We start from the raw sequence: 23392 nt of genomic DNA, 5'->3' as shown, positions 1-23392 counted from the left end.
CGGGACGGACGCGAACGATCAGGCATCGGCACTCAGTCCCGAACCTGCCATTGCAGAACCGGATGCGAGACTCCGGGCACGAACGTCCATGTTCCGCCCGGTGCGAAGTCCCACGTTGGCGCGAAGCTCGACGCGCGGCTCATCTGCGCGGTCGTCAGGCCGTTCGCCCTGGGCATCATCGTGCCGGACGCCACGCCGTTGTCGAGTGTCGACACTTCCTTGTCCCAGTAGACGTCACTCGCGATGTTCCCCGAGTTGCTCGATGCGACGGCGCCGACGTAACCGGGCGGCAAGGAATTCGGAAGGGATGCCGCCGCGAACGATTCCCTGATCACCCCTGCGTTGCTGAGCGCAATGCCACCGTCCGTCACGCCGCTTCCCGTTCCCGTCACGTAAGACTGCTCGATGACGCCGTTCTTTCCGTTGTAACTGACCAGTCCGCCGACGTGTGCATGCGTGCCGCCGCTGAAGGCGATGTTTGCCGAGGACTGCACGATGCGGCCGTCATTGGCGCCGGCGAGGCTCGTCATCAGTCCTTGAGCGTACATCGTCGCGTCTGTCGTGACCCGCGCAAGCGTCCCGGTGTTGTACCCAACGACGGTTGCGGGCAATGAAAGGCCGATCATGTCGCTGTTCCACTGCACCGACGTGCTGACGTTGGCGATGAGTCCCGCCGATTGGCCGGCCACCAGCCCGGCGGTCGCGCTCCCCAGGTAGCCGAATGAGCCGGTCATCGAGAAGTTTCGTGCGACGCCCGCTCGCCCTATGCTTGCGAAGAGTCCCAACAGGTCTTCGCGACCGTCGGCGCCTTTCGGAAAGCTGAGGCTGAGCCCGTGTCCGAATCCATCGAACTGTCCAGTGAAACCTTCCGCGCTACCCGTTCCGATCGGCGTGAACTCCCGGTCTGAAGCGATATCCTTGCCGAGCGCGTAGTTTCCCGACAGGTCTTGCGTGATGCGTTCCAGTTGGCCCACGGAATTGACGAGCCGATACGCCGTCACCTGCGTGCGCAGTCCGCTGAACGGCGGGGGTATCCACGCACAGTTCGCCCTCACCGTGCCAGGGACGAAGCGGCCGTTTTCGTCGACGAGCGCGGCGACGGCGCCTGTGCTCCTCGTCCAGTCGATGGTGCCGGCGTTGATGACGCTGCCGTGATTGTCGATGCCTTGCGCATCCGCGCGCAGTGTCAGCTTGCCGGCGCCCGTGTTCGAGATCGTCGCGACTGGACCAATCTCGATGGTGCGTCCCGCGTTGAGCGCGAGCGTAGCATTGCCGCTCCAGCGCAGCGTCGACAGCATGTCGATATCTCCCGCCGCGTTGACCACCACCGATGTGCCGTCCGACAGGCTTCGGGAAAGCGCGCCCGAGTTGCGCGGTCCGGCCTTTAGCTCGTCCAGCCCGATGAGCCACTTGTCTGCGTGGACGGTCGTGTCGTCGAGCTGCATGGTGCGGCCGACCGTTTCCACCACGCCGCCATCGCCGCCGCTGTTCGCCGCCTCGACGGGCTGATGCTGCTGAACGTCGCCCGACTTCGCGACAAGCCACACGCGCCCGGTGCGCGTCGCCGTCCCTGTTGCGCGAAGCGAAGACTGATTGCCCGCGAGCGCATAGACGTTGCCGTCTGCCGCTTCGAGCCGGATCTGCGCGGCGCGGACGGCGCCATGATTGATCACGTTGCCGGGCGCGCCGGCCTGAACGAAGACTTGTGCGTCGCTTGCCGAGTCTTTCAGCAGCACTTGCCTTGCGCTGACCAGCTCTGCCGTGCCGTTGAGCGCGTCGATGCTGCCCGCATTCTCCGTGTGCGAGACGGAGATCAGGAAAACATCGCCGCCGCTGGAGCTGATCTTCCCGAGGTTCACCACTGAAGCATTGCTCGCGCCGTTCAGCGTGAGATGCGCGCTCTTCATGAAATCATCGTTGCCGACATCGAGGGTCGATGCGACGAAGCGTCCCCCGGTTGTGACGATGCCGTGGGAGCCTATGAGGACCCCTTGCGGATTGACCAGATAGAGGCTTCCGGTGGCGGTGAGACTTCCATCGATTATCGAAGCGCTGGTGCCGGTGACGCGCGACAGGGTGGCGCCCGTGCCGTTTTGCACGGCGACGCTGTTATCGCGACCGATGGAAAAGCTGTTCCAGTCGATGACGCCTCGCGGCGTGCTCTGGATAACGTCGAGTCGTGTGCCGGAGGAAGCGATGCTTCCCGATCCCGCAACGAACCGGCCGTTCTGCGGCAACGGGCCGGCGGCGATTGCGACGCATGACCAGCCGACCGTTGCCACAGCCGACAGCAAGGCCCGGAAACCGTGCATGACGCCTCCTGCATCGCAAGCGTGTCAGTCGAACGATGGACTTAGTTCAGCATAGGAACTATTGAGCGAAATGCAACGGGAGCCGTCTTTGTCCGTACGTACGTACGGCCTTTAGTGAAGAACGCCGACGGTCGAGCGCGATGACGTCGGCGCAGCAGGACAAGTAGTCCTATGGAAGGGCGCTCCGCTGCGCTGTCGCGCACAGCGTACCGGGCCGCCTCGGCGCTCGCATGGCGTTGGATGCAGTCGATGAACGACGATGTCCGGCAGCGCCTTCAAAGGCGTCGCGCGACGCAACGGGCGAACACTGCGGATTGCGACGCGCAATGCAATCGACGACACGGCGATGCTCGGCCATCGACCGCTTCGGCTTGCCGGTCGAGTGCAAGGCATGGATGACGCAGGGCGGGCATTGCGAGGCGACATCCGTTTTTCCAGCGCGCCTGGCAGAGGTGCCATCAGCTTTTTTGCGCCGAGTCCCCTGAGGTCGTCGATGCACGAGCCGAACGCCTTGCTTCCAGTTGTCGCGCGCGCCCGGCGTCGGCCGCCGATACGTTGCCTGTCGGATTCCCATCGAGGTCGACGCGCGCAGCGCCCTCGACGAGACTGCTCCAATAACGAGCGCCGCGACACCAGACCTTGATGGCGTTGCGAATCTCGGCATCGGTCAAGCCGATGTCGGATGCGCGCTGAAGCAAGTCGTCGATGACGCCGACCTTCAACGGCACTTTAGGAGCGGGATTCTTTGGAAACGCGACCGGAAAGCGCCGCTGGAGCTTTCCGATTGCGTGCACGACCGGGTCGACCGGACGCTGCTGCGCGTCCGTGGCGGGACGAGGCGGGCGCGACGGCTTCTTCGCCGGGGCACTCTTCGATTGCTTGGACAGTTGCTCTTTCAGTTGCGCGAGTTGTTCAAAACCCATGACGGTTACCCTTGAGGATCGTTGACGGATTTTATCAGCCGCAACGGCCCGCTTCATTCTGGCGGCGGGCGGACCGCTTATGACGGGTTCACCGCAGCCTCGCCCGGCACAAGTTCAGCGTACTGTCATCTCTCGCTGCTGAAGGATCTGCGCCGGTTTGCAAGGCCACGCTGCGGGATGCGCCGCCATGTTCGCCCAGCACTGTAACAAGCGCGATCCGTTTCCCCGGCGATCTTCTTTCGCGTAGCAACTCGCGTTTCGCTACTTAAAAGAAGCCATAGTTTGCGGTCAGATGGTCCACGTCGGCGCCGTTGGAAATATCGACGAGGATTCTCTTTTCGTTTGCCGCCGCTTTGAAGATCTCCTCGATGAGGCGCTTCTCGATACGCGGCGGGATCACGACCACGCCTTCCGCGTCCGCGAAGATCAGCGATTGCGGCCGTACTTCGATGCCGTTGAGAGATATCGTCTTGTTGATGGATTCGGTGGTCGCACGCTTGCGCACGTCCTGACAGGTCGAGCCTTGTGCGAACACCGGCAGACCCGTGGCGCGAACAGCCACCGTGTCGCGGGTCATTCCGTTCACGATGACGCCCGCCGCGCCCGAGCGGATTGCAAGGTTTGCGTTTAGCTCACCAAAATAAGCATGCGTTGACACTTCATTCTCAACGACGATGATGTCGTCCGGAACGATCGTTTCATACGACTTCAACGCATGATAGATGCCACGGAAATCTTCACCCTCCTCAAGCCTGCGCAGCTTCAGGGTCTTTGCGCGACCAAAGAGCTTGGCGCCGCTCATATTCGGTGTCAATCCTTTGACGATCTGATCGGGATAGCCGAGATCGTCGAGAATGTCGGAAAGCATCGAACTCGTAAGGTGATTCTTGATATTGCCGAGTAGCTTGCGATCCTTCTCGCGCATGCCCGCCGCGATCAGTTCCGCGAGCGCGAAGTCCTCGGGCCAGTTGACATCCACCGCTTCGAGCGCGGAGGCGTCAAGAAGATAGGGAACGTCACCGATGCGCCGGCGGGTGTCGAGCGCTGCCTGACGTCGGACGATGTACAGCCCCATCGTCTCGATGATCGTGTCCCCGAGATCGGCACTGTTTGGAATATGCTCGATGTCGTAGGAAGGACGTCCGCTACACCAGGTGTATTGACGCTCTTTGCGGACCAGCACCGCGGAGTCGTATTGCGCGTTCTCCTTGAGTATATCGATGCCCCTCTTGATGGTTTCGGGGGTGATAAAGGGGCTTGTCCCGAGCACCTGAACATAGATGTCGGCGCTCGCGTGGTGCACCTCGTTCAAGAAAAGCTGATTGCCGTCGGTCTTGTTGCTTGCCAGTTCCGGGTCACGGCGCATGATCTTGCACGAGACCTCGCTTGCGGCCGCAATCACCTCTTCCGATTCCGTGTCGAGATAGACCTCGTCGATGAAGTCGCAAGCGGTAAGCTTCTCCAGCATGTGCAGAAAGAGTGGCTTGCCATCGAGCATCTTCATGTTCTTGCTTTCGATTCTCGAACTGGAGCCCTTTGCCGGGAGGAACGCGATAACTTTCATTCGAAGCCTTCAGTGAATTTTGTTGAGAAGCTGGTAAATGCCCGTGACCGAACCTTCGCTCATCACGACGAGCGAGTTCACGCCCGTGGTTTCCATCAAGGCATCTGCTTCGGCGCAGCGCGCGGCGCTGTTGATGGTTTTGGGCTTGCCTGTCATCAGGTTTGCGGCCTTCAGGTCGAAGAACCCGGAGTCGGCCTGACGGTTCAACGCGCGTCGCAGATCGCCATCGGTAACGATGCCTTCGAGTGCCGTTTCAGTACCCACACAGATAAGCCCCGTTCGCGACTGTGCGAGCTTTGCGATAACGGCGGTGGCGGGGGCGTTGGCCGGAACGAAGGTGGCGGGATGCAAGGCATCGCGTACACGCTGCAGTAGCTTGCGTCCGAGTGAACCGCCCGGATGGAAGCGTGCAAAGTTCTCTGCGTCGAAATTTCGAGCCTTCATCAATGCGATGGCGAGAGCATCGCCCATTACGAGGGCGGCCGTGGTCGAGGCGGTCGGCGCGAGTTGCAGCGGGCAAGCCTCTTCCTCAATGCGAATGTTGAGATGGTGATCGGCCACGCGTGCGAGACTCGACTCGGCGTTGCCGGTAAGCGCAATCATCTTGTTGCCGTTGTCCTGAATGAATGGAACGAGTCTCAGGATTTCTTCGGTCTCACCGGAGTTCGACATCATCAGAAACACGTCTTCCGGGAGAACCATGCCCAAGTCACCGTGAAACGCCTCGCCGGGATGCATGAAGAGGCTCGGCGTTCCAGTGGAGACCAACGTTGCAAACGTCTTTCGGGCGACATACCCGGATTTGCCGATACCGCACAACACCACGCGACCTCGCGACGCCAGCATGCATTCGACGGCACTTGCGAAGCTGTCGTCGATCAGACTGCGCACTGCGCGCAGGCCGTTCATCTCGATGTCGAATACTTGTCGCGCGATACTGATGTGAGAGGGCGTATTCATGTCTTTGCTCGAAGTTTTTATCTCTTACTGCCCGCGCACGCTTTGCCGCAGTTCGGCGGCGAAGGCGTCGAGGCGGTGTTGCATGTCATCGCCGCCGTCGCCGAGCGATGCGATGAAGTCTGCGAGGGTCTCGGTATCGTTCTCGACGAAGCCGGGCAGGCTGCGTTGACGGATCAGGCGCTCCGCGCAAAGACAGCCGATCAGGCCGCGACGCGCGCTTGCCTGTGCTTGTGCATCGACGTCGTCCTTCCAGTCGGCGACCGCTTGCGCCCCGTGTTCCACCAGGCCGTAAGCTGCGCCCGCCGTCACCGTAACGTTGCGAGACATGCTCAGCACGGGTTTGTCGTAGAGCAGCGCATCGAACTGAACCGTGGTGCTGCCAACGATGGCGACGCGGTCGGCTGCATCGAGCAATGAGTGCACGTTCTCTGCGTCAGACAAGATGAAGCGGTCGGGCAGCGGCAGCGTTCCCTTGCGCAGCGCCTCGGTGATTATTCTGTCGATCGGGTGCGCCTGAACGAGTACACGCGCTTCCGGCCACGCGGCGAGATGCTCTGAAAGAAGTGCAAGTGCCGCCGGGAGGTTGTCGAAGAGCGGTGACGAAAAGCGCATGGACGGCACTTGATGCGGCACAAGTGACGAACCGGCGGCGGCGCTGAAGCATGCGATGAGCGGAGCATCGTCGATGCCGTATTTCGCCCGCACCGCTTGCGGATCGAGCTTGTCTTTACCGGCGTATTTTGCTTTGGCGCGGGTGATGTAGTAGTCGCGCGCAGCGTTGAAACGCCAGGGATCTTCGGCATGGGAGCGAACGTCCTGCTTGAGGCGCTGGCGTGTCGGAAAGTCGAGATGAAGATCGTTGAACGCGTTGTTTTCCGTGCTGTGCAACTGGAACGTGCCCATCAGCCATCCTCGCTCAATACAATAAGCTGGCACGCCGTGCGCCGACATGGTGTTGCGCGCAATCCGGCTGTGCGGATGCGTCGTGTTCCAGAACATCCCAATGGCCGGCTTCAGATGCGTTGCCACCATCCTGTAGAACGCCTCGCATTTGGCGATGCCGTGCGCGGTGCGCTCGACGCTTTGCGGGGCCGCGCCCCATGCCATCGCGCCGTCGCGCGCTTGTTCGAACGGATGGAAGGGCGGACGGCTGATGCTGTCGTCGAACTGTGAATCGAAGCCGTTGAAGTCGTACGGTATCGGCAAAGACAGAGCAGTCAGCTTCCGTTGTGCGATCGTCGTCAACACGACAAGTGCGACGCCACGACGTTTGAGTGCAGCGTCGAGATCGTTCAGGAACTCGACGACTTCGGGATGGTCCGCACCGAAGCAGCTCAGGACGGCAATATTTCTCAGATCAGGCATTGTGGCTGGTGTTTCCAGGAAGACGAAGAATCAGCACGATGGGAACAATGTTACCGATGGACGCGCAAAGCTAAGACGCGAAAAGACAGGCTTAAACCGGCCTTTTCGGTGTTTCGCGAAAGAGGGGCGTTAGGCGGAGCGGCTGTTTCGGCTTAGTGGTCTTGACTTCGCACATGCAGTCGATCGCCCGTCGGATGCGACTTCCGGGTGGACGCGTGCCACGAGCTTCATCCTAAGCGGGCTGCGCACGGTGCAATCGGGCGCGCAGGCTTTCGGCGGCAGCCAAGGAAAGGCGCTTTATCGGTTGCCCCGAAGAAAATCGGCTAGTGGCCGGAACGAGTAAGTACTTGCGCTTATTTACTCACGCACGACACGGCTAGACCCCGACAAAGATCGGGGCGAATGTGTCGCGACCCTCCAATGCGCCAGACGTCGATTTTCCGTGACCATTCCGCATTTCGAAGACCGGCAACAACTGAATCGCTATCCAACTAAAAGACATTCATTGATTGGGCCTTTGCCAGTCGGACCGCTGTTTCGCACGTTGCCGCGCGATTGCCTCTACCCGAGGTCAGCGGACCCCGTTAGGGTAAACACACATTCTCCGTGGCGCTAATGAAACTAGAATGAGCTCAATTCGTAGATAGCAAGATAACTTGCTATAAACAAAAGAAGCCTGGAGACGCCGATGCCGACCGACTACCAAACGCTGCGGTTCGATTACGTTCGAGCCCCGGACCACGACGCCCCCAGTGCCGTGATTCACCCTGTCGTTGTGGTCGGAGCGGGGCCGGTCGGACTTACTGCTGCGATCGATCTCGCGCAGCAAGGCGTAAAGACCGTACTCGTCGATAACGACGACACGCTGTCGAGCGGATCGCGTGCCATCTGCTTCGCCAAGCGCACGCTCGAAATCTTCGATCGCCTCGGCTGCGGCGATCGAATGGTCGAAAAGGGCGTGAGCTGGAACGTCGGCAAAGTCTTTCTGCAGGACGAATTGATCTACACGTTCAATCTGTTACCTGAAGCCGGCCATGCACGGCCTGCGTTCATCAATCTTCAGCAGTATTACGTCGAGGGCTATCTCGCCGAGCGGGCGCTTCAGCTCCATAACCTGCAGGTGCGCTGGAAGAGTAACGTCGTCGGTCTCGAGCAGCGCGACGATCATGTCGAATTACAGATCGAGACGCCGGATGGCATTTATGCTCTGCGCGCGCAGTACGTGATCGCCGCTGACGGTGCGCGCAGCCCAATGCGCAACATGCTCGGCTTGAACAGCAAAGGCCGCACGTTCAAGGATCGCTTTCTGATCGCCGACGTGAAAATGAAGGCCTCATTCCCTACGGAGCGCTGGTTCCGGTTCGATCCACCGTTCCACCGCAACCAGTCGGTGCTGCTGCATCGCCAGCCGGACGACGTCTGGCGTATCGACTTCCAGCTCGGCTGGGATGCCGATCCGGTTGCGGAAAAGGCTCCTGAGCGCGTGATACCGCGTGTAAAGGCGCTGCTTGGCGAGGACGTCGAATTCGATCTCGAATGGGTCAGCGTGTACACGTTCTCCTGCCTGCGCATGGACTCGTTCCGTCATGGGCGCGTGTTGTTCGCCGGTGATTCCGCCCACGGCGTGTCGCCGTTCGGTGCGCGTGGCGCCAACAGCGGCGTGCAGGATGCCGACAATCTCGCGTGGAAGCTCAGGCTGGTCGTCAATGGCGATGCGCCGCCCGCTCTGCTCGACACCTATGCATCGGAACGTGAGTACGCGGCAGATGAAAACATCCTGAACTCGACACGCGCCACTGACTTCATCACGCCGAAAAGCGCGGTTTCGCGCCTGTTTCGCGACGCGACGCTCAAGCTCGCGAAGGACTATCCCTTCGCGCGGCGCATCGTCAATAGCGGCAGATTGTCGGTTCCGTCCGTACTGTCAGGGTCGCCGCTGAACACGCCGGACGAAGCCAACGACGCATTCTCCTGCACGATGGTTCCTGGCGCAGTAAGTGCCGATGCGCCGGTGCGCGTGGATGGAAAGGACGCATGGTTCCTCAACCAGATCGCCGACGGCCAGTTCGTCGGACTGTATTTCTGCGGGCTCGATGACGATCTGAAAAAGACCGCCGCACAACTTTCGAAGCTGGCGCACCTGCCGATTCCAGTACGACCGCTGATGGTCGTTCCCCGTGGGGCCAGTGCATGTGCGGTGCCCGGTGCGGTGGTGATCGAAGATGTCGAAGGCATCGTCATGCATCGCTTCGACGCCCGCCCGGGAACGTTTTATCTGCTGCGTCCTGATCAGCACGTCTGTGCCCGCTGGCGCCAGATGGACACCCGATCCATCTCCGCGGCAGTTGACCGCGCCACCTGTAACGGATGAGAACCATGAGCCACCTGAACATCGAACCGAACATCAAGGACATGGACGGGTTTTACGAGCGTCTGATCGAAACGCATAACGGGCTGAGTGAAACCGACAGCCAACTCGTCAACGCAAAGCTGATCTTGCTGCTCGCCAATCACATCGGCGACATGGACGTGCTCGAGGAGGCGTTGGAGAAAGCACGCGCGGGCTTAGGCGCGAGCGTGCCGGTGCCCGCGTGAACACGCTAAAACGGAGTGACCCTATCCGAAACCGTCACGGCGAGACCTGTCGGCTTCGCGCGACGCACCCGGCGTTCTTCGCGGCCGACCCCGCCACGCTGCCGGACGCCGATGCTTGAGTCAGGTTCCCGCCACTGCCTTGCCGAGCGAGCCGAAACGCCATGACAGGCGCTGGGCGGCCGCAAGGAGCGCGTGGCCGACAGGTCCATGCGGGTCGCGGTCGAAACTGGCCGACGATCCGATGACCGCAATGACGAGCGGAACGCTTCCCGTGTGATCCAGCACCGGCGCGGCGAAGGTGCCGATGCCGGGCACGGGGGCATCGAATGCTTCATCGATCCCTTCGATGCGAATACGCTTGAGTCGCTCGCGACAGGCCCGCGACAGCGCGGGCTTCGTCTCGACGCCCGCCAGTCTTATAGGCTCTTGCACGAGCAAACGCCCCAGCACGTCCTCCGGCAGATGGGCGGCGAAGACACGTCCGATCGCCGTATGTAGCAGCGACATGACCGTGCCGACTCGCAGGCTGATGTGTTGTGGCCGCACGGATTCCTCCAGGCGGATGATCGTCGGTCCGAGAGGCCCAAGCGTGGCGGCGGCGACGGTCATCTGCGTCGTCACCGCGAGCGACGCAATCTCCGGTTCCGCATCACGCGTGGGAGACATGCGTTGCAGCGCGATCAGTCCGAGTTCGAAGCCGAGCGGCCCCGCCGTGAAGGAGCCGTCATCGTTGCGCGAAACGAGGCCGATCTTCTGCAAGCTCACCAGATGCGGAAAGGCTTTGGCCGGCGGCATGCCGGCCGCGGCCGCCAGATCGCGCAAATTCAAGGGCTGGCTGGCCGTCGCAATTGCCATCAAGAGTTCGCCGGTGCTGTCGAGTGCGTTGATACCGCGTTGCGCTTTGATGTCCGCGCTAGCGACGTCATTCGTGCCGGTTGTGAATTCAGTCCGCATGGATCGATGCGCTTTCGGTCAAGTAGTCGGTGATGCGTCGGGATGCGTCTTGAAGCTCAGTGGCTATCTGCCCGTTCCAGGCGACGTCCATCGCCCCGGACGGACCGATCACGGTCAGCGCGAGCTGCATGCTTCCATCGGCGTCGAACACCGGGACGCTCAGACTGCTGATGCCCGGACTCGGCGAATCGACGCTGCGGGCCATGCCGCGCTTGCGTACTTTGTCGAGACTCTCGGTCTTTGCGCTGTCGCTCGATTCCGCATCGTCGAAGCCGAGGTTGAGCCGCGCGATTCCCTGACTTTCCATCATTGCAGCGAACCGGTCCGGCCTTAGAAAAGCACTGAAAACCCGGCCGGTCGATGTTGTGCTGAGCGACATGACCGTCCCGATGTGCAGGTTGACATGCAGCGGGTAGGCGCCTCGCTCGTACCGCACGATCATCGGCCCCTGTGCACCGGCAACGCATACTGCAACGCTGAATCCGAGCTTCTCGGCAAGACTCGCCGCGTACGGCGCGGCAACACGGTAGGCCTGTTGTTGCTCGACAAAAATAAGCCCGAGACGCAGGGAGAGGGGCCCCGGTTCGTAATATCCGGTCAACGCATCTCGTTTGACGAGGCCCAGCCTGGTCAGGCTGACCAGGTAGGTGTGCGCTTGCGCCGTAGAAAGCGCCGCCGCGCTGGCGAGTTCGCTCAGTGGAGCCGCGGTGCGCCGCTTCGCCAGTGCTTGCAGGATGCGACCGGCGACTTCCACGCTCTGAATGCCGCGCTGTGACTTCTCTGCCGCTTCTTTCAATTGTCCGACTCGCTTTGTGTGTCACGTCCGAGTGTTCGATGCTAGCGCATTGGCGCATTGCCGCCCAAGCGCGGGGTTTTCCCTTGGTTTAAATATAGCAAGTCTGTTTGCCATTGACAAACTTGACACGTGGCGCGACTATTGGTCATCCCCTGCCGATCCACGGAGACAGACATGGCAAAAGCATTTGCTTCGCAGGCCGACCTGGAAGAGAAGAAGATCACGTTCACGCAGCTTTCCGAAAACGCCTACGCGTACACGGCGGAAGGCGATCCGAACTCGGGCGTCATCATCGGCGATGACGGCGTGCTGATCGTCGATACAACCGCGACGCCCGCGATGGCGCAAGACCTGATCGCGAAGATCCGCAGCGTCACCGACAAGCCGATCAAGTACGTCGTGCTCTCGCACTATCATGCAGTGCGCGTGCTGGGCGCATCGGCGTATTTCGAGGAAGGCGCGCAGCAGGTCATTGCGAGCCGCGGCACGTATGAAATGATCGTCGAGCGTGGCGAGCAGGACATGAAGTCGGAGATCGAGCGCTTTCCGCGTCTCTTCGCGGGCGTCGAGACGGTGCCGGGTCTCACGTGGCCGACGCTCGTGTTCGAGAAGGAAATCACGCTGTGGCTCGGCAAGCTCGAAGTGAAGATCGCGCATCTGGGCGCGGGGCACACTAAAGGCGATACGGTTGTCTGGCTGCCGTCGCAGAAAGTGCTGTTCTCGGGCGATCTCGTGGAATACGACGCTGCCTGTTATTGCGGCGATGCCCAACTTGAAGAATGGCCTGCAACGCTCGAAGCACTGCGCGCATTGAACGCTGAGAAGCTTGTTCCCGGCCGTGGACCGGCGCTGCTGTCGCCCGCCGAAGTCAACAAGGGTCTCGACTACACGAAGGACTTTGTCACGACGCTGCTGCAAGCGGGCCGCGACGCAGTCGCAAAAAACCTCGATCTGAAGGGTTCGATGGCGCTCACGCGCAAGTCGATGGACCCGAAGTTCGGCCATGTGTTCATCTACGAACACTGCTTGCCGTTCGACGTTTCGCGTGCCTATGACGAGGCAAGCGGCATCAAGCATCCGCGCATCTGGACGGCGCAGCGCGACAAGGAAATGTGGGCCGCGCTTCAGGACTGATTCAATAGCCCGGCGCCGAAGGTCCCGTGTCTGGGGCCTTTTTTCATGCCACTCGACAAGGGCGCACGAGACGCCCCGGAAGAAACGATGCGCTGAACGCACATCGGCCGTCGTGGAGAGAGACTATGCACAAATCCCTCAACATCGAATCCTCGAGCGCCTTCGAGGCGGCGGTGGACGATCATCAGTTATTCGCCAAGGTCGCCTGGCGCATCATTCCCTTCCTCTTCCTTTGTTACGTCGTATCGTTTCTCGACCGCATCAATATCGGCTTCGCGCAATTGCAGATGAAGCACGACCTGGGTTTCAGCGATGCGATGTACGGGCTTGGCGCTGCGGTCTTTTACGTCGGCTATGTGCTGTGCGAAGTGCCAAGCAATATGCTGCTGGCGAAATTCGGAGCACGAAATACTTTCACGCGAATCATGTTGCTGTGGGGGATCGCCTCGGTCGGCATGATGTTCGTGTCGAAGCCTGCGCACTTCTACGTACTGCGTTTCCTGCTCGGCGTCTTCGAGGCGGGCTTCTTCCCGGGCATCGTGCTGTACCTCACGTACTGGTTTCCCGCCAGCCGCCGCGCCGGGGTGATGTCGGTGTTTTTCGCCGGCGTGGCGGTCGCCGGCGTCCTCGGCGGGTTGATATCCGGCTGGATCATGCGCGATATGAGCGGTGTGATGGGCCTCTTCGGCTGGCAATGGATGTTCGCCATCGAGGGCGCGCCGGCCGTTCTGCTCGCGTTCGTCGCGTTGTTTTACCTGGTCGACAGACCGAAGGACGCGCCCTGGCTCACCAATGAGGAACGCACGCGCATCATGACACTGTGTGCGCAGGAGCAGGGCGGGGCGAAGGCAAGCTCACATCGACACGACACGCGCAGCTTCGCGGCTGCGCTGCTGAATCCGCGGGTTTATCTCTTCGCGTTTATCTATTTCGCGCTGACGTGTGCGTCACTGACGCTCAACTTCTGGATGCCGCTGATGATCCGCGATTTCGGCATCACGGACGTGGTGCAGGTCAGTCTATATACGGTCATCCCGAATGCGATCGGCGCGGTCGGCCTCATTCTCATCGCGCGGCGCTCGGATCGGCTACGCGAGCGCCGCAAGCACTTCGCCTTCTGCACCATCGGCGGCGGCATTGCGCTGGCAGCGCTGACGCTGCACCTGAGCAGTCTTCCGGCGATGCTGGCGATCCTTTCCACGGCGGCGGTGCTGATCTTCGCCGCGTTGCCGATCTTCTGGGCGGTACCGCCGAGCCACCTGTCAGGCAATGAAGCCGCGGCAGGCATCGCACTGATCAGCAGCATCGGCATCACGAGCGGCATCGTCAGTCCCTGGGTGATTGGGCAAATTCGCACGAGCACAGGGAGCATGGATCTGGCGGTGCATCTGCTTGCCGCACTGCTCGTGCTGAGCGGCTTCGCGCTGATGGCGGGTGTGAAAAAGGACGCGAGGAGCACGCAGTAAAGACGTATCGGATTTGGTGCTTCGTTTGCCGCAGAGTTGGAACATCGTAGATGGCGCGCGCTGCAAGGGCTTACACGACGACGAGCATATCGTCACCGCTGATCGGCGCTTCGGGCAGGGGTTTGATCACCGGTGGGCTGAAGGCCGGAGCCGGATGTAGCGCGTTTTTTCGGCTTTGAGCGTCCCATGTATCGAAGCGTGGGACGGCGTCTGCTGCTTTCGAAAGCCAAGTTGACATAACGCAATTTAGCGTCGGTTTTACTTGTCACGCCTTTTTAGTAATGTCCGATTTGGGCTCATTAGAAATGTCCGATTTCCGCCCTCGGGCGCATGCTGGCTCGATGCGTCATCGAGGGCTCAATCTTGGACAGCGTGGACTGATCACGGCAAGCATGCACGAACTCGAACGCATTAAAGTGATCGAGGCGGTCTGCGAGCATCGGCTGACGATGGTGCGCGCGGCTGAGCGACTTAGACTGTGCGAACGCCAGATCAGCCGTCTGGCGCGCCGCACGCCGCAAATAACCCCTCAGGCCGCCTGTGCCTGCATTGCCGCGCTACGCTCGAGCGCGGCTTTCGCTGCCGCCTTCGTCTTGCCGGCGCGCGACGGTGGCTGGCAGATGCCGCACACCATCGAGTGCGACGGCTCGTGCGCGTGAGCGACGAACTTGCCGCGACAGCGCGTGCAGCCTGCAAGACGCAGCAGGCCAGCGTCCTTGAAGCGGATAAACGTCCAGGCGCGAGTCAGGTCCATCTGCAACGGCTCCCCGTTCATCTCGAAGTGCTCGGCATACAGCGCATAGGCACGCGTCAGCAGATCGACCCGATCCAGTCCTTCGCTGTTTTCCTCGAGGAACGCGTAGACGTTGGCGAACATCGACGTATGAATGTTCGGCGCCCAGGTCAGATACCAGTCCTCCGAAAACGGCAGCATGCCCTTGGGCGGCGATGCGCCCTTCACTTCCCGGTACAGGCGAATCAGTCGCTCGCGCGAAAGCTTCGGGAACTCGGACTCCAGCACTTGCATGCGAGCGCCCAGCTTGATGAGCGTAATCGCGCGCATGACCTGGGCGGCTTCGTCGGCGAGACTTTTGGACGCGGTGATCGTAGTCATGGTCAGGCCGCCAGCAGGACGTCGTTAGAAGGAGCCGTTGCGCGCGCCTCGTTGCTGCGACCGGCGAGGCCAGCCAGCATCGCATCGGTGCTCATGCGAAAGAAGCAGAGCACTTGCGACGACGACGCCAGCTTCTCGGCCTGACCAGGCGACAGCTTCAACAGTGCGTCCGCCATTTCCGCCGAGAGGCCGAGATGCGACTGCGCCGCCTCCCGGTCCGACGCGAGAACGCGCTGTGCGAGCATCAAGTACGACATGTTCAATTCGCGGATAGCACTCAGATCGGAGGTGGCGTTCATGGCGGCAGACCAGTAAGTAAGTTCGACTTGCTCATCGCGCTGTCAGTCAAGGCGCGAATGAATTGTCTGACTAAGCACAGCGTTTTGCAACATTTAGTTACAGCGCGCAACGTTTGCTATGGTCTGAACGAGCGTGCGCAATCGTTGACGAGAGAAGAGTCTTCTTTCTTTTACGGCGCATTTTCCAAAGAAGATAGACGGTAATACCGGGTTTTTGCGCCCTCTTTTACTCGCCTATAGCCGATGTCGGCAGGAAAGCAATACGTAACGACGGCGCGACTTCTGACGCAAAAAGAAGCAAGGATTACTGAATCGGTATTAGCGACCGACGCATAAATACGACAGCCTTACTTTCTCCGGGGCAAATTGGGAGCGTGCGCGAACGATGGACGACGGCGCGCGCACGTGACAAACGGCGTCCGGGCCGCCACGCTGCGGCTGTTGTACAGCCGGTGTCCAGGCTAACGCTTCAAGACGAGCCGATACGACGATGGCCTGACCCGGCAGGCAAAGATCGCGTTCATCGCCGCGCGAGGAGCGACCGGTTTCATCCCTCGCCTCGCCCAGCCGCCCGTCACTGCAGCGGCGGCACGGTACCGAGCTTTTCCGCGAGCATTCGCTCGTAGACGCCGAAGTGAAGGTCCACCTCCTCTTGCGTGACCGCCTCGACGAAGAGGTTCACCTGATCCGGCAAGAGGCCCATCACGGTCGCGATCGCCGCTTCGAGCTGCGGCGCGCACACGCGATCATCGGCCATGGTGGTTCCAATCGTGACGTCGTAGGCCTTCTCCTGCCGAAACACGATCTCGACGATGCGCGCCCGCGCGCTCATGTTGTGATCGACCGCGAGACGCGTGACTTCAGCGACCCGGTGCATGATTTCGCTAGGGAAGCCCTTCGTCGAGCGCAGCTTGATGCGATGCTTTCCGAGGGTAATCCAGTCCGTATCGAATTCCACGAGTTGTCTCCTGAGAGCAAAGTCGCGGGGGACTGTATGGTCGGGCAAGCGATTTTCAAGTGGATAAATGGCCGGTCGAATGGCTAGACGGCCCCTTGAATTTTTAGAAAGTTTTTTTATATTAGGCGGTAGAAAGGCAGACGCGACGAGTGCGCGCTGCGTGTTTCAACTTACTTTGTCCGCGGCATCGGGGCAGCTAAGCTGGAGCGCAAAAAACAGCTTCCCTCTTGCCGCCAGAGGAGAGCAAAGATGAATGACGCTTTCACTGGGGCCAATCTCTTTACCGAGCTGGAGAGATTGCAAAGGCAGATGTCGAGTCTGTTCGACGGCCTTCCGAGCAGCCTGCGTTCAGGCCGCTTCGACGCATTCCCGCAAATCAACATCGGTTCGACCGACGACACGATCGAGATCGTCGCGTTTGCGCCCGGTCTCGATCCGGCGAAGCTCGACGTGTCAGTCGACAAGGGTCTGCTCATCATCGCCGGCCAGCGCGTGACGCGCGATGGCGCGTTGCCCGAAGGCACGCGCGAATACGCTCACGAGCGCTTTAGCGGCTCCTTCCGACGGGCCATCGAACTGCCGCAGCAGGCCGATCCCGACAAGGTGCAGGCCCGGTACGTCGACGGTTGTTTGCTGATTTCCGTGAGCAAGCGCGAGGTTTCCAAGCCGCGCGCGATCACCGTCCAGTCATGAGCGAATGAGGTGATGTCATGAGCGATACGACACGAGTTACAGAGCGCGGGCAAAGCGCAGTGGCTCCGCAAGAGTCGAATGATCAGCGCCGGCGCGATCCCCGGATGCCGGCTGTGGACATCATCGAAGACGCGCACTCGGTCACCCTTTGGGCTGACTTGCCCGGGGTTTCGAAAGACCGGCTGGACGTGAAAGTTCAGGACGGACGCCTGACGATCGACGCCGAGTCCGTCGTGCCCGTGCCGCCCAACCTGCGGCTGATTCATGCCGATGTGCGGGCGCCGCGCTTCTCGCGGAGCTTCACGGTGAGCGACGACTTCGATCTGTCGAGGATCGATGCGTCGTTAAAAGACGGCGTGCTTCGTTTGACCCTGCCTCGTCGCGAGGAAGCCAAACCGCGGCGCATCGAGGTCACTGCAAGCTGAGAACGAGCCGCACGGCATGAGGTGGACGCGGCGCAGCGCGGCGCTGCGTCCACGACCGCAAGCGTGCCGTCCGGCGTTTTAGACTCAAACAGGAGCTAGCGACGCGCAGTGAGGAGCGAGTAGCAGTGTCCGACCGCTTATCGTGGCACAAGCCGGCGCAAGATGACGCCATGCGAGCTACCGTACGTGCATCACAGCATCAGCGCCTGACGAGCGCGACTGATTAATGCGCCGTTTTAAGCCGACAGCCTGATGGGCGGCACCGGCAATTCATCGCCTTCGATGAAGGCAGTCGCCGATCGAATCGCGAAGTGCATCGCGCAGTCTTCGTTCGCGAAAAAGCCCCATTTCCCGAGCGAAGTCGAATGGCCGTCTTCTTCGAGAATCGACGCTGTGGCTACGAAAGCATTTCCGTTACGCGTGACGTTCGGCTCGAACGCCGCTCCGCCGTGATAGATGATCATTGGTATCTCTCTCAGATTCTGTTTTGCATCGGCACCTGGATGCCGCGATACGGTGAACGGTTCGCTCCTCTTTTTCACTATGTTCTGACAAGGATCGAAACGACGTGTGATATTACCGATCCAGTTTTCGTCTATGCAGTACTTTTAATTTTCCTTACAGTTACGAAGCAGGTCCTTAAATCAGAGGTTTGGCAACTCGCGCCCGTGCCAGGACAGTTGAGCACATTAGAACGACCCCAAGCAGATGCGCCCCACTGTCGTATAACTTGGAGCGAGTCAACTCCCTCGCCTGCAACGACTCCCATAAGCCGCGCTCCCGTGACTCGGCCTCGCGTTGTGCAAGCGCACATGGCCGGAACAAGGCCAAACGCGCCGCGCGGCGCATAATCGGCATGCACTCGAAGGAAGCAGCCCATTGAAGCGCCAAGCCTCGGGAGGACATCATGCTTGTCAGGAACGAAGCGCGCGTCGAACCCCTCATCAATGATCTTCTGGATTTCGCACGAGGGCGATTGCCCGAGCCGGCCTTCCACGTCATCGAGCCGCTGCTGCGCTATTACTACGAACAGGTCGATGTCGAGGACATAGCGAGCCGTGATGTCGCCGATCTCTACGGCGCGGCCATGGCGCACTGGCAGACGGCGCAGAAGTTCGTGCGCGGGCGTGAAGTGCTGCGCGTCTATAACCCGAATCTCGAGCAGCACGGCTGGCATTCGGATCACACGGTGGTGGAAATCGTCAACGACGACATGCCGTTTCTCGTCGATTCCGTGACGATGGAACTGAATCGCCTGGGCCTCGCGCTTCATTCAGCGATTCATCCGGTATTCCGCGTGTGGCGTTCGAGCAAGGGCACGCATGCGGGCGAGATCGAGCGGATCGGGCAAGCCCACGCCGAAGCGGGCGATGGCAACTCCGAACTCGAATCGTTCATCCATTTCGAAGTCGATCGTTGCAGCGACGCGGAACGCCTCGACGAAGTGCGCGACAACATCGCGCGCGTGCTGGGCGATGTACGCGCGGCGGTCGAGGACTGGCCGAAGGTGATCGACGCCGCCCGCGCCGCGATCGGCGAACTCAAGACGCGCGACACCACCCCCGACGGCGTCGAATCTCGCGCGTTCCTCGAATGGATGGTCGCGGACCATTTCACCTTTCTGGGCAGCCGTGATTACGATCTCGTCGAACACGACGGCGGCTTCGCGCTGCGGGGCGTCCCCGGTTCGGGAACGGGCATCCTGCGCGAGAATCTGCGTGAGACGACGCCCGGCGACCTGACGCCGCTGCCTCCGGGTGCGGCGTCGATCATCGAAAGCGCGGCACCGCTTTTCCTGACCAAGGCCAACTCCCGTGCAACGGTGCATCGGCCGGGCTATCTCGACTATGTCGGCGTGAAGCGCACGTCGCCGGACGGGAAGGTGACAGGCGAGCGGCGTTTCCTCGGGCTATACACGTCGACCGCGTATCTCGTGCCGACCTCCGAAATCCCGATCGTGCGGCGCAAGTGCGCGAACATCGTGCGGCGCGCGGGCTTCCTAGAAAAAGGCCACCTGGCGAAGTCGCTCATCACGGTGCTGGAGCAATATCCGCGCGACGAACTCTTTCAGGCGGACGAAGACGTGCTCTTCGAGATCGCGCTCGGCGTGCTGCGTCTGCAGGAGCATCAGCGCACGCGCCTGTTCGTTAGGCGCGACCGCTTCGACCGCTTCGTGTCCTGTCTCGTGTTCGTGCCGCGCGACAAGTTCAACACGGACCTGCGCCGGCGCATCAGCAAAGTGCTGCTGGAGGCGTTCAACGGCAAGAGCATCGAGTTCACGCCGCTGCTCTCCGAGTCGCCGCTGGCGCGCATTCATATCGTCGTGCGCGCGGATCGCGGCACGATGCCGGAAGTCGATACGCGCGAACTCGAAACGCGCGTCGTGCAGGTGGCGCGCCGCTGGCAGGACGATCTCGCCGATGCGCTGATCGACAGTCACGGCGAGGAAGCAGGCAACCGGCTGCTGCAACGCTACGCGGATTCCTTCCCGGCCGGTTATCGCGAGGATTATCCGGCGCGCACGGCGGTGCGCGACATCGAATTGATCGAGGCCGCGCATACGCAGCCGGGCGGCTTGTCGATGAGTCTGTATCGCCCGATCGAAGCCGGGCGGCGCGCGTTCCGCTTCAAGGTGTATCGCGCGGGCGATCCGATCGCGCTGTCGCACAGCCTGCCGATGCTGGAACATCTGGGCGTGCGCGTCGATGAGGAGCGTCCGTATCTGATCGAGCCGACCGGCGCGCCGAACGCCTGGATTCACGACTTCGGGCTCGAATTGCAGGACGAGGTCGAGTTCGATATCGACCGCGTGAAGCCGCTCTTCGAAAACGCCTTCGCCAGCGCGTGGTCGGGCGAGATCGAGAACGACGACTTCAACCGGCTCGTGCTGCGCGCCGAATTCGGCTCGCGCGACGTGACCATCCTGCGCGCCTATGCGAAGTATCTGCGTCAGGTCGGCTCGACGTTCAGCGACGCGTATATCGAACGCGCGCTGATCGGTAATCCGCTGATCGCGAGAAAACTGCTGCAACTGTTCATGGTTCGCTTCGATCCTTCGCGCGGCGGGACTGCCGAGGATCGTGAGAAGGCCGCCGAGTCCGTGCTCGCGGATATCGAGGCGGCGCTCGACCAGGTGCCGAATCTCGACGAGGACCGCATCCTGCGCCAGTTCCTCGGCGTCATCACGGCGACCGTGCGTACGAATCACTTTCATTGCGATGCGAACGGCGAGCCGCGTCCTTACGTGTCGTTCAAGCTCGATCCGTCGAAAGTGCCGGGCCTGCCCGAACCCAGGCCGATGTTCGAAATCTGGGTCTACGCGCCTCGCGTGGAAGGCGTGCATTTGCGCGGCGGACGCGTGGCGCGCGGCGGACTGCGCTGGTCGGACCGTCGCGAGGATTTCCGCACCGAAGTGCTCGGCCTCATGAAAGCGCAGATGGTGAAGAACACGGTGATCGTGCCGGTGGGATCGAAAGGCGGCTTCGTCGTGAAGAACCCGCCGCCCCTCACGGACCGCGAGGCGTTTCTCGCCGAAGGCGTCGCGTGCTATCAGATGTTCCTGCGCGGCCTGCTCGACGTGACGGACAATCGCACGCCCGATGGCATCGTGCCGCCGCCCGACGTGGTGCGCCACGATGCCGACGATCCGTATCTCGTGGTCGCCGCGGACAAAGGCACGGCCACGTTCTCCGACTATGCGAACGCCATCGCGCACGAATACGGCTTCTGGCTCGACGATGCCTTCGCGTCCGGCGGGTCGGTGGGCTACGACCACAAGAGAATGGGCATCACAGCGCGCGGGGCGTGGGAATCGGTGAAGCGCCATTTCCGCGAGATGAACTTCGATACGCAGACCACCGACTTCACCGTGGTTGGCATCGGGGACATGTCCGGCGACGTGTTCGGCAATGGCATGCTGCTGTCGCGCCATATCCGATTGATCGCGGCGTTCGATCATCGGCATGTATTCCTCGATCCGACGCCCGATGCGGCAACGAGCTATGAGGAACGCGCGCGCCTGTTCGCGCTGCCGCGCTCCAGTTGGGCCGACTACGACGCCTCGCTGGTTTCGGCCGGCGGCGGCGTGTATCCGCGCACCGCGAAATCCATTCCGGTGTCGCCCCAGGTGCAGACGGCGCTGGGCATCGCCGCATCCGTGCTGACGCCGAACGAGTTGATTCGCGCGATCCTGCTCGCGCAAGCGGACCTGCTCTACAACGGCGGCGTCGGCACGTATGTGAAGTCGAGCGCGGAGACGCATCAGCAGGTCGGCGATCGTACGAACGACGGCGTGCGCGTCAACGGCGCGGAACTGCGCGTGAAGGTCGTCGCGGAAGGCGGCAATCTCGGCCTGACTCAACTGGGGCGCATCGAGTTCGCGCAGCACGGCGGGCGCATCAACACGGATGCGATCGATAACTCGGCGGGCGTCGACTGTTCGGATCACGAGGTCAACATCAAGATTCTGCTCGGCCTCGTGGTCGCGGACGGCGAGATGACCGGGAAGCAACGCAATGCATTGCTCGCCGAGATGACCGATGAAGTCGGACTGTTGGTGCTGAAGGACAACTACGCGCAGACGCAGGCGCTTTCCATTGCGAAGCGCCATGTCGCCGAAACGCTCGATGCGGAAGCGCGCATGATGCGCTATCTGGAACGCGCGGGGCGGCTCAAGCGGCGCATCGAGTTCTTGCCGAACGACGATGACATCGCTGAGCGCGCGGCGGCGAAGTCCGGGCTGACATCGCCGGAACGCGCGGTGCTGCTCGCCTACGGAAAGATGTGGCTCTACGACGAACTGCTGGAATCCGATGTGCCGGAAGATGCGCTCGTCGCCGGCATGCTGCCCGATTACTTCCCGAAGCCCCTGCAGCAGCGCTACGGCGAAGCGATGCAGCGGCATCCGCTCAGGCGCGAGATTCTCGCGACGCATTTGACCAATGCGCTGGTGAATCGCGTGGGCTGCACGTTCGTGCATCGGCTGATGGAGGAAACCGATGCGCGCCCGAGCGATATCGTGCGCGCCGCGCTGCTGTCGCGCGATGTCTTCGATCTCGACGACCTGTGGCGCTCTATCGACGCGCTGGACAATATCGTCGCGGACGAAGTGCAGGCCCGCATGTTCGTCGATGTCGTGCGCCTGCTCGATCAAACGTCGCTGTGGTTTCTGCGGCAAGTCAAGCGCAACGGCGCCAGTGCGGACGAAGTGAGGGGCCTGCTCGCGCGTTGCCGCGAGGCGGCGCAGCGGCTCATGCCGCAACTGCCGGCGCTGCTGCCTGCCGCGCAACTGGACGCCTGGTACGGGCTTCGGCGTGAACTGGAGGAAGCGGGCGTCGAAAGCAGCATCGCGGCGCGCGTTGCAAGCGGCGAGATTGCAACGGCGGTGCTCGACAGTGCGGAAGTCGCGGCGTGCTCCGAGCGCAGTCTCGAACTTGTCGCGAGCGTGTACTTCGGCATCGGCACGCTGCTCGACTATCGGGGCATAGCCGAACGCGCAATGGCGCTGCCGATCTCGACGCACTGGGATCTGCTGGCGCGTGCGGCGGCGCTCGAAGAATTCGCGCGTCTCAAGCGCGCGTTGACGGTGAGCGCGCTGGAAGAATCGCGGGGCATCGATGCGGCCGACGTGATCGTCGAAACCTGGCGCGCCCGGCGGCAGGATGCGCTGGATCGCTATACGCGCCTGCTCGCGGAACTGCGTGCAAGCGGCGTCGCGAGTCTTTCGATGCTGCTCGTCGTGGTGCGCGAGATGGCGGTGCTGGAACGCGCCTAGGCTGCTCAGCGACAGCGGCGCGCGCCGTCGCTGTCGCCCGTTTTCCGCGCAGGCTGTCCCG

General features: G+C 61.6%; 16 protein-coding genes and 1 pseudogene. 7 read left to right on the top strand and 10 right to left on the bottom strand.

Annotation, left to right across the window (positions count from 1 at the left end; translation table 11 throughout):
• Window positions 1-32: 32 nt before the first annotated feature.
• The 5 genes from P9220_RS24905 to P9220_RS24885 all read right to left on the bottom strand — a co-directional run bounded on the left by P9220_RS24905 (window position 33) and on the right by P9220_RS24885 (window position 6710).
• On the bottom strand, window positions 33-2312 hold the full coding sequence (locus tag P9220_RS24905; RefSeq protein ID WP_309768518.1) for a filamentous hemagglutinin N-terminal domain-containing protein: 2280 nt from the start codon (window positions 2310-2312) through the stop codon (window positions 33-35).
• Window positions 2313-2770: 458 nt separating this feature from the next.
• The gene (locus tag P9220_RS24900; RefSeq protein ID WP_309768517.1) at window positions 2771-3235 is read right to left on the bottom strand and encodes a ProQ/FinO family protein; all 465 of its coding nucleotides are present in this window, start codon (window positions 3233-3235) and stop codon (window positions 2771-2773) included.
• 265 nt (window positions 3236-3500) lie between these two features.
• Window positions 3501-4799 carry a cytidylyltransferase domain-containing protein gene (locus P9220_RS24895; protein ID WP_309768516.1) on the bottom strand — a complete coding sequence of 433 codons (1299 nt, stop codon included), beginning with the start codon at window positions 4797-4799 and terminating at the stop codon, window positions 3501-3503.
• Window positions 4800-4808: 9 nt separating this feature from the next.
• Entirely contained in the window at window positions 4809-5759 is a 951-nt protein-coding gene (locus P9220_RS24890; protein WP_309768515.1) for a KpsF/GutQ family sugar-phosphate isomerase, read from the bottom strand.
• 24 nt (window positions 5760-5783) lie between these two features.
• Window positions 5784-6710 carry a hypothetical protein gene (locus tag P9220_RS24885; protein ID WP_309768514.1) on the bottom strand — a complete coding sequence of 309 codons (927 nt, stop codon included), beginning with the start codon at window positions 6708-6710 and terminating at the stop codon, window positions 5784-5786.
• Between the two features lie 1102 nt (window positions 6711-7812).
• Between P9220_RS24885 and P9220_RS24880 the strand changes: the two genes are divergently transcribed.
• Together P9220_RS24880 and P9220_RS24875 are read left to right on the top strand one after the other, a co-directional pair.
• Window positions 7813-9495 (top strand): FAD-dependent oxidoreductase, encoded by a 1683-nt coding sequence (locus P9220_RS24880; RefSeq protein WP_309768513.1) that lies wholly within the window; start codon window positions 7813-7815, stop codon window positions 9493-9495.
• 5 nt (window positions 9496-9500) lie between these two features.
• Window positions 9501-9719, top strand: coding sequence for a DUF2783 domain-containing protein (locus tag P9220_RS24875; protein ID WP_309768512.1), 219 nt, complete (start codon window positions 9501-9503; stop codon window positions 9717-9719).
• A 120-nt stretch (window positions 9720-9839) separates the two neighbouring features.
• Here P9220_RS24875 and P9220_RS27115 read toward each other — a convergent pair.
• A pseudogene (locus P9220_RS27115) lies at window positions 9840-11469 on the bottom strand (IclR family transcriptional regulator).
• 174 nt (window positions 11470-11643) lie between these two features.
• On the opposite strand from P9220_RS27115, the gene P9220_RS24860 reads away from it, so the two are divergent.
• On the top strand, window positions 11644-12603 hold the full coding sequence (locus P9220_RS24860; protein ID WP_309768509.1) for an MBL fold metallo-hydrolase: 960 nt from the start codon (window positions 11644-11646) through the stop codon (window positions 12601-12603).
• Window positions 12604-12728: 125 nt separating this feature from the next.
• On the top strand, window positions 12729-14069 hold the full coding sequence (locus P9220_RS24855) for an MFS transporter (protein ID WP_309768508.1): 1341 nt from the start codon (window positions 12729-12731) through the stop codon (window positions 14067-14069).
• Between the two features lie 529 nt (window positions 14070-14598).
• Here the strand turns inward: P9220_RS24855 and flhC are convergent.
• The 3 genes from flhC to P9220_RS24840 form a co-directional block, all read right to left on the bottom strand.
• Window positions 14599-15183, bottom strand: coding sequence for a flagellar transcriptional regulator FlhC (gene flhC / locus P9220_RS24850; protein WP_309768507.1), 585 nt, complete (start codon window positions 15181-15183; stop codon window positions 14599-14601).
• 2 nt (window positions 15184-15185) lie between these two features.
• Entirely contained in the window at window positions 15186-15482 is a 297-nt protein-coding gene (locus tag P9220_RS24845) for a flagellar transcriptional regulator FlhD (RefSeq protein WP_309768506.1), read from the bottom strand.
• Between the two features lie 574 nt (window positions 15483-16056).
• Window positions 16057-16440, bottom strand: a complete 384-nt coding sequence (locus tag P9220_RS24840) for a hypothetical protein (protein WP_309768505.1) — start codon at window positions 16438-16440, stop codon at window positions 16057-16059.
• 249 nt (window positions 16441-16689) lie between these two features.
• Here P9220_RS24840 and P9220_RS24835 point away from each other — a divergent pair, with 249 nt between their 5' ends.
• Both P9220_RS24835 and P9220_RS24830 read left to right on the top strand, forming a co-directional pair.
• A complete protein-coding gene (locus P9220_RS24835) occupies window positions 16690-17133 on the top strand; it encodes an Hsp20/alpha crystallin family protein (protein WP_309768504.1) in 444 nt (147 codons plus the stop codon).
• Between the two features lie 17 nt (window positions 17134-17150).
• Window positions 17151-17558, top strand: coding sequence for an Hsp20/alpha crystallin family protein (locus tag P9220_RS24830; RefSeq protein ID WP_309768503.1), 408 nt, complete (start codon window positions 17151-17153; stop codon window positions 17556-17558).
• Between the two features lie 236 nt (window positions 17559-17794).
• Here P9220_RS24830 and P9220_RS24825 read toward each other — a convergent pair whose 3' ends face one another.
• Complete coding sequence (locus P9220_RS24825) at window positions 17795-18022, bottom strand: hypothetical protein (RefSeq protein WP_309768502.1); 228 nt, start codon at window positions 18020-18022, stop codon at window positions 17795-17797.
• A 443-nt stretch (window positions 18023-18465) separates the two neighbouring features.
• Between P9220_RS24825 and P9220_RS24820 the strand changes: the two genes are divergently transcribed.
• Window positions 18466-23331, top strand: coding sequence for an NAD-glutamate dehydrogenase (locus P9220_RS24820; protein WP_309768501.1), 4866 nt, complete (start codon window positions 18466-18468; stop codon window positions 23329-23331).
• Window positions 23332-23392: the final 61 nt, after the last annotated feature.

This window comes from Caballeronia sp. LZ016, from assembly GCF_031450805.1.
Lineage (GTDB): Bacteria > Pseudomonadota > Gammaproteobacteria > Burkholderiales > Burkholderiaceae > Caballeronia.
This window is presented reverse-complemented; position numbering and strand designations above follow the sequence as displayed.